Consider the following 14,083-nt stretch of genomic DNA (forward strand, 5'->3'; position numbering starts at 1 on the left):
GGGGAGCTTCGGGTGGTTCAGTAGGCGGGCCGGTGCGGTCCGACGCGGAACCGGGTGAAGGTGGCCGCGCCGGCGTGTCCCTGGCCGGCGGGCGCCAGGGCGAACAGGCCGAGCAGGGCGCCGACCCAGCGCCAGGGGGTGGCGGCGAAGTCCCGGCCGGTGGGGCACGGGCCGTCGCCCAGGTCGTAGGAGAAACGGCACCGGGCCCCGGTGACGGTCTCCACCCGCAGGAGCGCACGCCCCCGCGGTGCGGGGCGGGGCCGGTCGGCGTCCCGCTCGGCCTGCGCCACCGACTCGGCGAACCGGTGCACCAGGTACGCCGTCCCGTCCGCGTCCCGCTGGAGCCCGATCCAGCGGTAGGCGTCGCCGAGCACCGCGAGCCCGGCCCGCGCGCCCGGCTCCTCGCTGTCCAGCCGCAGCTCCACCTCGACCACGCGCGGCTCGCCGGGCAGCCGCTGCGTGAGCACGCTCGGCACGCGGCGCAGGTCGTGCGCGTCGTCGGAGCGGACGCAGGCGAGGCGCAGCCCGTCCCCCGAGTGCTGGGTGGCCCAGCCGTCACGGGGATTGGCCGTCCACGACCACTGGCGGCCGTGGCGACCGCCGGGGAAGTCGTCGCCGGTGGCCGGCGCGGCGGGCGGCTGCGGCGGCAGGGCGGGACGCCGGTGCTCGGTGACCGGGGCGCCGTCGTCGCCCAGCACCGGCCAGCCGTCCGTGCCCCACACCATGGGCTGGAGGTGCACCACCCGCCCGTACGCGCCGCGCTGCTGGAAGTGCAGGAACCAGTCCTCGCCGGACGCCGTGCGCACCCAGCCGCCCTGGTGGGGGCCGTTGACGTCGGTGTCCTTCTGTTCGAGGACGACCCGCTCCTCGTACGGCCCGAAGAAGCCGCGTGAGCGGAAGGCGCCCTGCCAGCCGGTCTCGACCGAGCCCGCGGGCGCCAGGATCCAGAACCAGCCGTCGTGCCGGTGGAGCTTGGGGCCCTCCAGGGTGAACCAGCCGGGGATGCGGTCCCCGTCGACGATCACCTCGCCCTCGTCCAGGACCTCGGTGCCGTCGGGGTGCATGCGGTGGCCGGTGAGGCGGTTCTTGATCCCGGAGCGGGACCTGGCCCAGGCGTGCACGAGGTACGCCTCGCCCGTCTCGTCGTCCCACAGGGGGCAGGGGTCGATCAGTCCCTTGCCCGCCTTCACCAGGCGGGGCGCGGTCCACGGCCCGCGGATCTCGGGGGCGTTGACCTGGAAGACGCCCTGGTCCGGGTCGCCCCAGAAGATCCAGAAGCGGTCGGCGTGGTGCCGCAGGGACGGCGCCCAGACGCCGCGGTCGGGGCCGGGCGCCGCGAAGGCGTGGGCGGGTTCCAGGCGGTCCAGGGCGTGCCCGACCAGGGTCCAGTTGACCAGGTCCCGGGAGTGCAGCAGGGGCAGGCCGGGCACGCGGCCGAAGCTGGAGGCGGTCAGGTAGAAGTCGTCGCCGACCCGCACGACGTCCGGATCGGACCAGTCCGCGTTCAGCACCGGGTTGGTGTACGTCCGCGCGCTCTCGGGGGTCACCGGCCGACCGCCTTCCGTACGAGGGCGGCGGCGCCGTCGCCGTCGAGGCGGCCGTCGGCGACCACGGTGACGATCCGGCGGACGAGGGTGTCCCCCGGCTCGACGGCCACCCGGTCGTCGTGGGCCAGCGACGAACCCACCCCCGGGTACTCCTCGGTGCGCACGAACCACGGGTCGCGCCGGGTCCGTGCGGTGGCGCCGGCGAAGACCAGCGACCAGGTGTCGCCGGTCAGCGCGAGCCAGTCGGCGCGGTGGCCGTGGACCTCCGGCTCGCCCTCCCGGCCGGCGGTGAAGACCCGCGGGGCCGCGCTCTCCTTGCGGGCCCGCCAGAAGAAGCCGCCGTAGGCCGCGCCGGGGCGCCCGTTGGTGGCGGGACTGCCGAGGGTGAGCGGGGCCCCGGTGGCGTTGGTGAGGGAGAAGGTGAAGTCCAGCGCCCAGGCGGTGGCGGTGAGTCCGGTGGCGGCGACCGTGCGGCGTTCACGCAGCAGCTCGGTGCCCGCGGCGACCCAGCGCAGTTCCTCGACGAAGCCGTCCGGGTCGCGGAGCTGGAAGGCGGTGTGCCGCTGCGCGCCGTGGTTGTCCAGCTCGGTCGGGCCATGGCCGCGGACGTAGGTGCGCCCGCCCCAGAAGTTGTGCCCCTCGACGTCGGGAACGGCGACACCGACGCCGAGGTGATGGAGGTGGTCGGCGGGGCGGAACTCGGTGACGGGGGTGCCGGCCAGGGTGGTGACGGGGTGCAGGCAGGGGCGCGGGGAGAGCCGGGCCGGCAGCTCTGGCCGGGTGAGGTACCGGGCGACGGGGCGGCCCGCCACGCGCAGCACCGGGGTGTCGGCGCCGGTCATCGGGTGCTCACCTCGTTCAGCACGTGCTCGGTGCGCGGCGCCCAGGGCGCGCCCAGCTCGGAGTAGAGGCAGAGGGTGTCGGCGGCGGCGGCCACGAGTCCGTCGACGCCGGGGACCACGCGGCGGCTCTCACCGGGGACGCGGTGCCAGGCGGCGGCGGGCAGCGGGTCCGGGTCGGGAGCCCTGCGGATCGCCTCCACGACCCGCATGAAGGCGCCGGTCTCGTCCGGCGGCACCAGCAGGGCGGCGCCGGTGGTGAGGTGGCCGACCAGGTTCTCCAGCAGGTCGGTGCGGCCGTACTGGTACTCCTCGGGGCCGTGGCCGCCGCGCTGGAGCAGGACGCGGTCCTGCTTGTACCAGAAGGTGATACGGCCGCTGCCGCCGTGCAGCAGGACGTACGGCTCGGCGGCCCGCTCCGCGCACAGGGTCGCGGCGACGGTGACGCGGTGCCCGCGCGCGGTGCCGATCCGCACGCAGGAGGTGTCGTCGGCCTCGATGTCGTTGGCGTGGCTCAGCTCGGTCTCGATGCCCGTGACGTCCTCGGCGCGGGTGGTGCCGCCGAGCGCGAGGGCGGTGGCGACGGCGTGCGCCAGCGGGTTGGTCAGCGCCCCGTCGATCACGTCGGCGCCGTCCATCCGCCGCCGGCCCGCCCAGGGCGCCCGGCGGAAGTAGGCCTCGTCCCGCACCCACGCCCCGGCCCCGCCGACGCCCTCGACCTCACCGATCGCCCCCTCGGCCACCAGTTCCCGGACCGCGGGCACCGCGTGCGAGCCGAGCGACTGGAACCCGACCTGGCAGGCGACGCCGGTCTCGGCGACCCCGTCGGCCATCCGGCGGAACTCGGCGTAGGAGGGCGCCGGGGGCTTCTCCAGGAGGAGGTGCACGCCCCGCCGGGCGGCGGTCAGCGCGAGGTCGGTGTGGGTGGGGATCGGCGTGCAGACCACCGCGACCCGGGCACCGGTGGAGTCCAGCAGGGCGCCGAAGTCGGCGGACTGCTCGGGGAGTTCCCCGCCGGCCTCCTGCTCGGTCAGCGGGGCCAGTTCGCAGATGCCGGCCAGCCGGACCAGTCCGGCCCGCTCCAGACGCCGGATGTTGGCGACGTGCCAGTGCCCGTGCCCGCGGGCGCCGGCGAGGACGACGGGAACCGGGCTCATCCCTTCACCGCCCCCGCGCTGAAGCCGGTGATCAGCCACTTCTGGATGAAGGCGAAGACGATCACGACGGGGACCGCGGCGATGATGCCGCCCGCCGCGAGCGCGCCGAGGTCGACGCTGTCCGCGCTCATCAGGGAGTTCAGGCCGACCGGGATGGTCTGCTTGGACTGGTTGTTGAGGAACATCAGGGCGAACAGGAAGTGGTTCCAGGAGTGCACGAAGGCGAAGGAGCCCACCGCGATCAGACCCGGCCGCAGCAGCGGCAGCACGACAATCCGGAAGGCCCGGAACCGGCCGCAGCCGTCGACCCAGGCCGCCTCCTCCAGGGAGTACGGCACGTTCTTGATGAAGTTGCTGATCAGGATGATCGACAGCGGCAGCTGGAAGACCGTCTCGGCGAGGATGACGCTGCCGAGCGAGTTGATCATCTGGAGTTCGGCGAAGATCTCGAACAGCGGCACGAGCAGCAGCGCGCCGGGCACGAACTGGGAGCACAGCAGGCCGAGCATGAAGACCCGCTTGACCTTGAAGTCGAACCGGGCGAGGGCGTAGCCGCCGGCCAGGGCGACGAGGGTGGTCATCAGCAGGGTGGCGAGGCCGACGTAGACGCTGTTCTGGAAGAAGGTGCCGAAGCTTCGGTCGGTCCACACCTTCTCGAAGTGGTCGAACGTCATCGGCCAGGGCACCAGCGAGGTCGAGCCCGCCGGGCGCAGCGCGAAGAGCAGGATCCAGTAGAACGGGACCAGGGTGAAGACCAGGTAGATGCCGAGCGGCAGGTAGATCTGCCAGCGGGGGACCTCGTCCCAGGCGGGGCGGCGCTTGCGGGCCGGACGCGGCGGTTCGTGGTCGGCCCGCGCGGGCGCGGGGGCGGGCGCGGTGGCCTCCTTGGTGATCACTTGTTCTCGCCTCCGAACTTGCTCAGCCGCAGGTAGACGATCGAGCAGAAGAGCAGGATCACGAACGCGACCGTGGTGAGGGCCGACGCGTAGCCGAAGTCGTGGGCGTCGACGCTGGTGTTGGCGATGTACAGCGGCAGGGTCGTGGTCACTCCCGCGGGTCCGCCGCCGGTCAGGGTGTAGAGCAGGTCGACGTTGTTGAACTCCCACACCGCGCGCAGCAGCGTGGACAGGATGATGGCGTCCTTCAGGTGCGGCAGCGTGATGTGCCAGAACTGCTTGAGACGGCTCGCCCCGTCGACCTCGGCGGCCTCGTACAGGTCCTTCGAGACGGACTGGAGGTCGGCGAGGATGAGGATCGCGAAGAAGGGGACGCCGCGCCACAGGTCGGCGACGACCGCCGCGGAGAACACGGTCGAGGTGTCGGAGAGCCAGCTGGTGCCGTAGGTGCCGATGCCCATGTCGGCGAGGTAACGGGTGACGCCGGTCTGGGAGTTGTAGAGCAGCACCCAGATGGCGGAGGTCAGGACGCCGGAGACGGCCCATGGGGAGAAGACCAGGGCGCGCCCCACGCCCCGGCCGACGAAGGTCTGGTTGACGATGAGCGCCAGTGCCAGGCCGAAGAGCAGTTGCAGCCCTACCTCGACGAAGACCCACTTGGCGCTGAAGACGAGGGTGTCCAGGAACACCGGGTCGTCGGTGAAGATCCTGACGAAGTTGTCGAAGCCCGCGAAGCCGTTGCGCCACGGCTTGGTGGGGTTGTAGTGCTGCAGGCTGTAGTAGAAGACGCTGATGACCGGATAGGCGATGAAGCCCAGCATCAGCAGGACGGCCGGCCCGATCAGCAGGTAGGGGAGCCTGCGCGGGGTGGCGGAGGCACGGCGCCGCCGGGGTGGCGCGGGCGGTTTCGCCACGGCTGCGGCTTGGGCCATGACAGTTCTCCGTTCTGGTTCTGGTACGTCGTGCGTGGGTCGTACAGGTCGTACAGGAAGCGCTTTCTCGGCGTGCAGGGGGGTGCGGAGGTCTTTCGTGGGGTGGGGTCAGCCTGCGTACGGGTCCTGCACCTGGCCCGGGCGGGCCAGGAACTCGAAGTCGCAGCCGGTGTCGGCCTGGGTGATCTGTTCGTCGTAGAGCGCGCCGTAGCCGCGCTCGTGGCGGGCGGGCGGCGGCGTCCACGCCGCCCGGCGCCGCGCCAGCTCCTCGTCGTCCACGACGAGCCGCAGCGAGCGCGCCTCGACGTCGAGGGTGATCGAGTCGCCGGTGCGCACCAGCGCCAGAGGTCCGCCGACGTGCGACTCGGGGGCCACGTGCAGCACGCAGGCGCCGTAACTCGTGCCGCTCATCCGGGCGTCGGAGATCCGGACCATGTCGCGCACGCCCTGCTTGAGCAGGTGGTCGGGGATGGGCAGCATCCCGTACTCGGGCATGCCGGGGCCGCCCTTGGGGCCGGAGCCGCGCAGCACCAGCACGCTGTCGGCGGTGATGTTCAGGTCCGGGTCGTTGATGGTGCGCTGCATGGTCCGGTAGTCGTCGAAGACGACCGCGCGCCCGGTGTGCTTGAGCAGGTGCGGCTCGGCGGCGATGTGCTTGATGACCGCGCCGTCGGGGCAGAGGTTGCCGCGCAGGACGGCCACCCCGCCCTCGCTCGCGACGGGGTTGTCCCGGGGCCGGATGACGTCGTCGTGGTGGACGAGGGCGCCCGCCAGCTGTTCCCGCATCGTGTCGTGCGCGACGGTGGGCCGGTCCAGGTGGAGCAGGTCGGGGATGCGGGAGAGGAAGCCGGGCAGGCCGCCGGCGAAGTGGAAGTCCTCCATCAGGTACGTCTGTCCGCCGGGCCGTACGTTGGCCAGGACCGGCACCGTGCGGGCGACGCGGTCGAAGTCGTCGAGCGTGAGGGTGACGCCCGCGCGGCCCGCCATGGCGATCAGGTGGATGACGGCGTTGGTGGAGCCGCCGAGGCCGAGGACCGTGGTGACCGCGTCCTCGAAGGCGTCGGCGGTGAGGATGTCGCTCAGCTTCCGGTCCTTGTGCACCAGTTCCACGATGCGCAGGCCGGCAGCGGCGGCCATCCGGTCGTGGCCGGAGTCGACGGCCGGGATGCTGGAGGCGCCCGGAACCGTGACGCCGAGGGCTTCGGCGGCGGCGGTGAGCGTGGACGCCGTACCCATCGTCATGCAGTGGCCGGGCGAGCGGGCCAGACCGCTCTCCAGTTCGTGCATCTCGCAGTCGCCGATGAGCCCGGCCCGCATGTCGTCCCAGTACTTCCACATGTCGGTGCCGGAGCCGAGGGTCTCGCCGCGCCAGTGCCCGGGGAGCATCGGCCCGGCGGGCACGAACACCGCCGGGAGGTCGACGCTGGCGGCGCCCATCAGCAGGGCGGGGGTCGACTTGTCGCAGCCGCCCATCAGCACGGCGCCGTCCACCGGGTAGGAGCGCAGCAGTTCCTCGGTCTCCATGGCGAGGAGGTTGCGGTAGAGCATGGGCGTCGGCTTCTGGAAGGTCTCGCTGAGCGTGGAGACCGGGAACTCCAGCGGAAATCCGCCCGCCTGCCAGACACCCCGCTTGACCGCCTGGGCGCGGTCGCGCAGGTGGACGTGGCAGGGGTTGATGTCGGACCAGGTGTTGAGGATCGCGATGACGGGCTTGCCGAGGTGCTCCTCGGGCAGGTAGCCGAGCTGCCGGGTGCGGGCGCGGTGGCTGAAGGAGCGCAGGCCCGAGGAGACGCCGCTGCCGTACCACTGGTGGCTGCGCAGCTGTTCGGGGGACTTTTGGGGTGTCATATCGACCATCCGGCGGCGATGGCGGCGACCTCGGCGCGCTCGCTCTCGGGCAGGGGCTTGCTCGGCGGGCGGACCTCCCGCCGGCACAGGCCGAGGGCGGCGAGGGCCTCCTTGACCACGGTGACGTTGTTGGCGGAGCCGCCCGCGGCACGCAGCTCCTCGAAGCGGCGGATCTGCTCCCAGACCTTCATGGCGGCCGGGTAGTCGCCCGATCGAAGCGCTTCGATCATGTTCAGCGAGACCGCCGGGGCGACGTTCACCAGCCCCGAGGTGAAGCCGGTGGCTCCCGCGCTGAAGTACGAGGGGGCGTACGGCTCGGCCAGGCCCGCGATCCACACGAAGCGTTCGAGGCCGGCGTCGCGGGCGAAGGCGGCGAACCTGGCGGCGTCCGGTACGGCGTACTTGACGCCGAGGACGTTGGGGCAGGCGTCGGCGAGTTCGGCGAGGCGGGCGCCGGTGAGCCGGTCGTCGCGGATGTAGGGCACGACGCCGAGTCCGGGCACGGCCTCGGCGATCGCGCGGTGGTAGTCGACCCAGCCGCCCTGGGCGACGTAGGGGTGGACGGGCTGGTGGACCATCACCATCGAGGCGCCCAGTTCCCGGGCGTGCCGTGCGGAGGCGACGGCGGTGGGCAGGTCGTGGCCGACGCCGACCAGGATCGCGGCGCGGTCGCCGGCCTCCTCGACGGTCAGCTCGGTGACGAGGCGCCGTTCGGCCGGGGTGAGGGCGTAGAACTCGCCGGTGTTGCCGCCCGGGGTGAGCGTCGTGATGCCGCCGTCGAGGAGGCGACGCAGCAGGGCCCGGTAGGTGGCGGGGTCGACGGAGCCGTCCTCGGCGAACGGGGTCACCGGGATCGCCACCACGTCGGCCAGGGCCGCCCGCTGGGTCTCGAACGTCGCTGTCATGCCTGACCGTCCTCTTCCTGGGCCGGCGTCCCCGCTTCGGGGAAGGCCCGCTCGACGAAGGACGCGATGTGCGCGTGCAGGGCGCGGGCGGCGCCGTCCGCGTCGCCGGCGAGGGCGAGGCGCAGGATCTCCTGGTGCTCGCCGGCCTCCCGCTGCCAGGAGGGGTCGGCGGCCCAGGCGACGGCGGAGACGAGGGCCGCCTGGTCGCGGACCTCGTCGAGCATCCGGCCGAGCAGCGGGTTGCCGCACGGCACGTACAGGGCGCGGTGGAACTCGCGGTTGGCCAGCGACCGTTCAGCCGTGTCGGTGGCCCGGGCGGCCCGGGTCAGCGCGGAGCGGGCGGCGTCCAGGGAGGCGCCGCGGCGCACGGCGCGCCGCAGGGCCTCGGGCTCCAGGAGCAGCCGTACGTCGTAGACCTCGCGCGCCATGTCCGCGTCCACCATGCGCACCGTGACGCCCTTGTACTGGTTCATCACGACCAGTCCGGTCCCGGCCAGCGTCTTGAGCGCCTCGCGCACCGGTGTCTTGGACACCCCGAACTGTGCGGCGAGGTCGGTCTCGACCAGGGCCTGGCCCGGCGTGAGCCGGCCGGTGAGGATGCGGCGTTTGATCTCCTCCAGCACGTACTGCGTGCGGGAGGGGATCGGCGTGGGCACAGAGGTCATGCGCGCCTCTCGGAATCTCGCGTCGGATGCGCGGCTGCCGGATGTCCGGTCTCGGATATCCGATCTCGCGTATCGCGTCTCATATATGACGTACGGAGTACGACGCGTTGAAGGTAAGAGGGGCGCGAGGCCACGTCAATGCTTCTGACAAAAGGAAAGTTCGGTTCCGGGCGGCGCTACCGGGCGGCGCGGGTCCAGCCGGGGTCGCGTCCGCTCAGGCCCACCGCGCGGTCCAGCAGCGGCGCCTCGGCGGGCACGGCGACGACCGGCCCGAACATGCCCTCGTCCCGGTCGGCCTCCTCGGCGGAGGCGCTGAGCAGGCCGTACGCCGCCTGGAGAGCGTCCGGGTCGGGGCGGTACTCCTGGCCGGTCGCGCGGGCGAGGTCCCAGCCGTGGATGACCAGTTCGTCGGCGACGACGGCGCCGGCGGCCTCGCCGGGCAGGTCGATGCCGCCGGCCCGGGTCATGCCGGTCCAGGCCCCGGGGTCGCGCCAGGCCACCGCGAGCTCCCCGAGTACGCCGGTCAGCTCCTCGCGCCAGCCGGGCCCGATGTCCGGCACGGAGGATTCGGGGGCGGTGTCGGTGGTGACGCCGAGGTCCTTGCGCGCGGCGTCGCGGAAGGCGACGGCCAGGCCGGTCAGGTGGCCGAGCAGGTTGCGGACGGCAAGGTCCGGGCACGGCGTCGGGTCGGCCAGCCGCGCGTCGCTCACGCCCTCGGCGAGGCGGGCCAGGACCCGCGTCTGCGGGCCGAGATCGAGGGTGGTGGTGGTTTCGGGGGTCATCTGCTGCTCCTGGGAAACATGTGGCGTCGGCTCTCTGAGGAGGTAGACCGATCCCGGCCGCGGAACTCATCGGCGGCGGGGGCTGCCGCTAGGGCACGTGCCCGATGCCGGACGCCGGGCCTTAGGCCCACGCTGACCAGGCATGACACCAAGGACGACGAAGACGACCCGGACGCGGGGGCCCTGGGCGGTGTCCCGGGTCCTGCACGACCGCGACGCGGGCCTGTATCTCGCCGGGGTGGTGGTGTCCGGCTTCGGCACCTCGGCGCTGTGGCTGGTGTCCGGGGTGTGGGTGAAGGACCTCACCGGTTCGGACGGACTCGCGGCGCTGTGCGTGCTCGCGATGTGGGCGCCGACGCCGGCCGGCCCGGCGCTGGGCACCCTGGCGGACCGCGTGCGCCGCCGGCCGCTGCTGATCGCCACGAGCCTGCTGCCGGCCGGCCTCCTGCTCACGCTGTGCGCCGTCGACTCACCGGACATGCTGTGGCTGCTGTTCGCGGTGCTGTTCGTGTACGGCGCGGCGGGCGTCGTCCACGACGCGGCCGAGGCGGCACTCGTCGCCGCCACCGTCGAGCCGCGGCTGCTCGGCGACTTCAACGGGCTGCGCACCACCGCCAACGAGGGCATGAAACTGGTGGCGCCGCCGGCCGGTGCGGCCCTCTACACGGCGTACGGCGGCCCGGGCGTGGCCCTGCTGGACGCGGCGACGTTCGTGCTGGCCACGGGGCTGTACGCGGCCCTGCGGGTACGCGAGGCGCCGCCGCCCCGCCCCGCGCTGAACGGCTGGCGGCAGACCGCCGAGGGCGCCCGGCTCCTGTGGGGCAACCCCCGGCTGCGCCCGCTCGTCCTCGCCGGCGGCGCCACGATGCTGTGCGCCGGCGTCAACGGCGCCACGGTCTACGCCGTCGTCGACGCCCTCGGGCACGCCCCCACGTACGCCGGTGCGCTGTACGCCGCCCAGGGGGCCGGGTCCGTGGCGGTCGGGCTGCTGGCCGGGCCCGCCCTGCGGCGACTGGGCGGACGCCGCTTCGCCGCTGCCGGGATCACCCTGCTGGCGGTGGCGGTCGCGGCGCGGGCGGTCCCGTACGACGCGGTGGCCCTGTTCTGCGGCGCGGCGATCGGCGCGGGGCTGCCCGCGGTGCTGATCGCCGCCCTGACCGAGGTCCAGCACGAGACGCCCGGCCCACTCCTCGGCCGGGTCACCGCGACGGCCAACACCCTCGTCTTCGCCCCGAACGTCCTGGGCCTGGCCGCGGGAGCGGCCCTGGTGGAGCTGACCACCCTGCACCTGCTACTGCCCGCGCTGGGCGTGGCCCTGCTGGCAACGGCAACACTCATCACCCGCCGCCCACCGGAGAACCCCGGCCTCACACCCACGTCACCAAACGCCGCCACACCACTGTGACCGCCCCTGCGGCCACCCGCCCACGCCGAACCCCCGGCACCACTCATCACCCGCCGCCCGCCGCCCGCCGCAGAACCCCGGCCTCACACCCACGTCACCAAACGCCGCCACACCACTGTGACCGCCCCTGCGGCCACCCGCCCGCGCCGGACCCCCGGCACCACTCATCACCCGCCGCCCACCGAAGAACCCCGGCCTCACACCCACGTCACCGAACGCCGCCACACCGCTGTGACCACCCCTGCGGCCACCGGTCCGCTCCGGCCCCCGACACCACGAAATCGGCGGAGGCCGCCCACTCAACCCGGGCGCGGGCCGCCCACAACCTGGCGGGAGCCACTTACCCACCCGGGCGCCACCCACCGACCCGGCAGGAGCCGCCCGCCAGCCTGGGGCACCACCCGGCAACGGCGCCGCCGAACGGGCGGGAACCGCCCACCCCCCTGCGGGGCCACCCGCCACACCGCCTCGCAGCCCCGGCCGGCCCTCGCGAGACGGAACACCAGGCGGCCGCCCCACGGACACAGGTCGCCCAGCCCCCAGGGCCCACGGCCCGGCGACAAGCCACCGCCCCGGGCCCCGGCCTACCTCCTGGCGCGCCCCGAGGAGGCATGCCTCGGGACGGGCCAGGAGCCCTGCACCACCCCGCAGACACCGCAGTCCCATCCCCCAGGCCCGCAGCCGGGGCCCGCAGCCCGAGCTCACCCCGCGCCAAGCCCCGGTCACGGGCTCCGCCGGCCCCGGACCCGCCACCCAGGAGCCCGGTCGCGGCTCCCCCGGCTCACCGTCCCGCGAGTGCCGACCGCACCGCCCTCAGGTCGGCGTCCGAGGCCAGCCCCGCGTGGTACAGGCGCAGCTCCGTCGCGCCCAGTTCGGTGGCGTGGGACGCGTCCGCGGCGAGGGTGTCCGGGGTGCCGCCCATGCCGGAGACCACGGTGAGGTTGGCGGCGAGGACGGCACCGGCGCGGTTCTGCTCGGCGAAGGGCGTCAGCAGGGCCGCGCCGCCCGTGCAGGGCACGACCACGCCGTCCGCGACGGAGAGGATGTGCGCGGGGTCGACGCCGGCGTTGGCGCCGCAGTGGTAGGAGACCGGGTCGGCGTGGAGCAGGACCTCGAAGTCCGCGGGGGCGGCGGCGCGCACGGCCGCGACCGCCGCCTCCTGGAGCGTGCGGGCGGACTCGTCCCGCCACGCGCGCGTGGCGTTCGCCATCGCCTCGCCGAGGAGTTTCTCGACGCCCGGCCAGCCCCCGTCCGACGGCGCCGTCCCCCGCCACACCGGCTCCAGCGCGGCCCGTACGGCGGCGGCCAGGTCGTCGGCGTCGAGGCCCTGACCGTCGTACCCCGCCCGGCAGTCCGGGCAGAAGCACAGCGACATCAGGTACTGCCCGGCGTCCCCGAGGGCGACCCCGCCGGTCTTGTCGTGGGCGTGCAGGTGGGCGAGCCCGTACCAGCCGAGGGACTCCAGTGCGGTGCCCCGCGCGCCGGGCCGCACCGCCGCCTCGGCGGCCAGGTCGGTGAGGTACGCGCGCGTGGCGGGCTGCGCGATGCACGGCGCCCAGGGGTAGCGGTCGCCGTAGGTGTTGACGACGGAGGTGTGCGGGTGCTCCGCGCCGAGGCGGGAGTTGTGGGCCAGGACGACCCACGTGCTCACCTCCAGGCCCGCCTGCGCCAGGGCGTCGGCGGCCTCGCCCCAGGCGTCGCCGGGCGCCCAGTCACCGGCCTCGTACGGGCGCGGCTCGCGGCCCTCCCAGCGGGCGGCGTCCGGCGGGTAGAGCACGGCGGAGTGCTCGGCGGTGACGACGCGGTGGCGCGGGTGACGCGGGGTGAGCGCGCGGGTGGAGTGGTACGCGGCGGCGAGCGTCACCTGGGACACGCCGAGGTCCGCGACGCGCCCGGGGGCTTCCGGGTCCCCGTTGACGTCCCACGGGTAGACGAACGCCGACGCCTTCACTTGTCCCCCTCCACGACGGACTCCCCGAAGGGCTCCGCGTCGAGCAGCGCGTAACCCCGCTCGATGATCTGGGCGAGCTGCTTCACGTGGTCCTCGGCCGGCTCCTGCAACGGCGTCCGCACCTCCCCCACGTCCAGGCCGCGCAGCCGTACGCCCGCCTTGACCAGGGCGACGGCGTACCCGCGGCCCTGTGCGCGCAGTTCCACGAAGGGCCGGTAGAAGCCGTCGAGCAGGCGGTGCACGAGGGCGTCGTCGCCGGTGCGCAGCGCCCGGTGGAAGGCGAGGGCGATCTCGGGCGCGAAGCAGAACGCGGCGGAGGAGTACAGGGTGACGCCGAGCGCGCGGTAGGCGAGCTGGGTCTGCTCGGCGGTCGGCAGCCCGTTGAAGTACAGGAAGTCGTCGCCGGGCAGCGCGGTCCGCACGGCGCTGATGATGCGCTGCACGAGGTCGAGGTCGCCGAGCCCGTCCTTGAGGCCGACGATCCCGTCCGTGCGAGCCAGTTCGACCACGCTCTCCGGGGTGAAGACGGCGTTGTCCCGCTGGTAGACGATCACGGGCAGGGAGGTCGCGGCGGCCACCTCCCGGTAGTGCCGCACCAGCCCCTCCTGGCCGGCGAGCACCAGGTAGGGCGGCATGGCGAGCAGTCCGTCGGCGCCGGCCGCCTCGGCGAGGCGGGCGTGGCGCACGGCGAGGGCGGTGCCGTAGCCCGCGCCCGCCACCACGGGCACCCGTCCCGCCGTCTCCTCGACCGCCGCGCGGACGCAGACCTCGAACTCCTCGGGTGTGAGGGCGTGGAACTCGCCGGTGCCGCAGCAGGCGAACACGGCGGCGGCCCCGGCCGCGACCCCCTGGCGCACGTGGGTGCGGTAGGCGTCCAGGTCGAGGCCGCCGTCGGGGCCGAACGCCGTGACGGGGAAGAACAGCGGCCCGCTGGGGGCGGTGATCCGGTCGGCGAGAGGGGCTGAGGTCACGGGCGCTCCCCATTCCATATCCATGAGCGTCATACTCATGATTCACGTCTATATTTCTGAACGCGACCACGCTAAGCCGCCCTGTGTACACCGTCAAGCAGGCGCCCTCTTGACGGGTCACCACCCATTCCTTAGCGTGTCCACGCATATGAACGACAGGCACTCACCCGCACGGCTGCCACCGC

The 14,083-nt window shown here is 73.8% G+C and carries 12 protein-coding genes; 1 reads left to right on the top strand and 11 read right to left on the bottom strand.

All coding sequences use genetic code 11. The features are described 5' to 3' along the window. Positions 1-17: 17 nt before the first annotated feature. The 9 genes from ACFWR9_RS31845 to ACFWR9_RS31885 all read right to left on the bottom strand — a co-directional run bounded on the left by ACFWR9_RS31845 (position 18) and on the right by ACFWR9_RS31885 (position 9,571). A complete protein-coding gene (locus tag ACFWR9_RS31845; RefSeq protein WP_383848071.1) occupies positions 18-1,547 on the bottom strand; it encodes a family 43 glycosylhydrolase in 1,530 nt (509 codons plus the stop codon). Further along, complete coding sequence (locus ACFWR9_RS31850; RefSeq protein WP_383848074.1) at positions 1,544-2,389, bottom strand: PmoA family protein; 846 nt, start codon at positions 2,387-2,389, stop codon at positions 1,544-1,546. Before ACFWR9_RS31850 ends, ACFWR9_RS31845 begins: the two co-directional genes overlap by 4 nt. After that, positions 2,386-3,543 (bottom strand): Gfo/Idh/MocA family protein, encoded by a 1,158-nt coding sequence (locus ACFWR9_RS31855; protein WP_383848076.1) that lies wholly within the window; start codon positions 3,541-3,543, stop codon positions 2,386-2,388. Before ACFWR9_RS31855 ends, ACFWR9_RS31850 begins: the two co-directional genes overlap by 4 nt. Next, complete coding sequence (locus ACFWR9_RS31860) at positions 3,540-4,439, bottom strand: carbohydrate ABC transporter permease (protein ID WP_383848079.1); 900 nt, start codon at positions 4,437-4,439, stop codon at positions 3,540-3,542. Before ACFWR9_RS31860 ends, ACFWR9_RS31855 begins: the two co-directional genes overlap by 4 nt. After that, positions 4,436-5,371, bottom strand: a complete 936-nt coding sequence (locus tag ACFWR9_RS31865) for a carbohydrate ABC transporter permease (RefSeq protein ID WP_383848082.1) — start codon at positions 5,369-5,371, stop codon at positions 4,436-4,438. The genes ACFWR9_RS31860 and ACFWR9_RS31865 overlap by 4 nt, the downstream gene beginning before the upstream one ends. Before the next feature lie 108 nt (positions 5,372-5,479). Continuing rightward, the gene (gene araD, locus ACFWR9_RS31870) at positions 5,480-7,219 is read right to left on the bottom strand and encodes an L-arabinonate dehydratase (RefSeq protein WP_383848085.1); all 1,740 of its coding nucleotides are present in this window, start codon (positions 7,217-7,219) and stop codon (positions 5,480-5,482) included. Beyond that, positions 7,216-8,124 carry a dihydrodipicolinate synthase family protein gene (locus ACFWR9_RS31875; RefSeq protein WP_383848088.1) on the bottom strand — a complete coding sequence of 303 codons (909 nt, stop codon included), beginning with the start codon at positions 8,122-8,124 and terminating at the stop codon, positions 7,216-7,218. Before ACFWR9_RS31875 ends, araD begins: the two co-directional genes overlap by 4 nt. Continuing rightward, the gene (locus ACFWR9_RS31880) at positions 8,121-8,789 is read right to left on the bottom strand and encodes a GntR family transcriptional regulator (RefSeq protein ID WP_383848090.1); all 669 of its coding nucleotides are present in this window, start codon (positions 8,787-8,789) and stop codon (positions 8,121-8,123) included. Before ACFWR9_RS31880 ends, ACFWR9_RS31875 begins: the two co-directional genes overlap by 4 nt. A 176-nt stretch (positions 8,790-8,965) precedes the next feature. Next, positions 8,966-9,571: a TIGR03086 family metal-binding protein gene (locus ACFWR9_RS31885; RefSeq protein WP_383848093.1), complete on the bottom strand. Its 606-nt coding sequence runs from the start codon at positions 9,569-9,571 to the stop codon at positions 8,966-8,968. Between the two features lie 142 nt (positions 9,572-9,713). Here ACFWR9_RS31885 and ACFWR9_RS31890 point away from each other — a divergent pair, with 142 nt between their 5' ends. Then, positions 9,714-10,976 carry an MFS transporter gene (locus tag ACFWR9_RS31890; RefSeq protein ID WP_383848095.1) on the top strand — a complete coding sequence of 421 codons (1,263 nt, stop codon included), beginning with the start codon at positions 9,714-9,716 and terminating at the stop codon, positions 10,974-10,976. Positions 10,977-11,757: 781 nt separating this feature from the next. On the opposite strand, the gene ACFWR9_RS31895 is transcribed toward ACFWR9_RS31890, so the two are convergent. Together ACFWR9_RS31895 and ACFWR9_RS31900 are read right to left on the bottom strand one after the other, a co-directional pair. Next, complete coding sequence (locus ACFWR9_RS31895) at positions 11,758-12,927, bottom strand: hypothetical protein (protein ID WP_383848098.1); 1,170 nt, start codon at positions 12,925-12,927, stop codon at positions 11,758-11,760. After that, positions 12,924-13,898, bottom strand: coding sequence for a 5-dehydro-4-deoxyglucarate dehydratase (locus tag ACFWR9_RS31900; RefSeq protein ID WP_383848101.1), 975 nt, complete (start codon positions 13,896-13,898; stop codon positions 12,924-12,926). The genes ACFWR9_RS31895 and ACFWR9_RS31900 overlap by 4 nt, the downstream gene beginning before the upstream one ends. Between the last annotated feature and the right edge of the window lie 185 nt (positions 13,899-14,083).

Origin of the sequence: Streptomyces sp. NPDC058534 (assembly GCF_042717365.1) — a bacterium.
GTDB lineage: Bacteria > Actinomycetota > Actinomycetes > Streptomycetales > Streptomycetaceae > Streptomyces.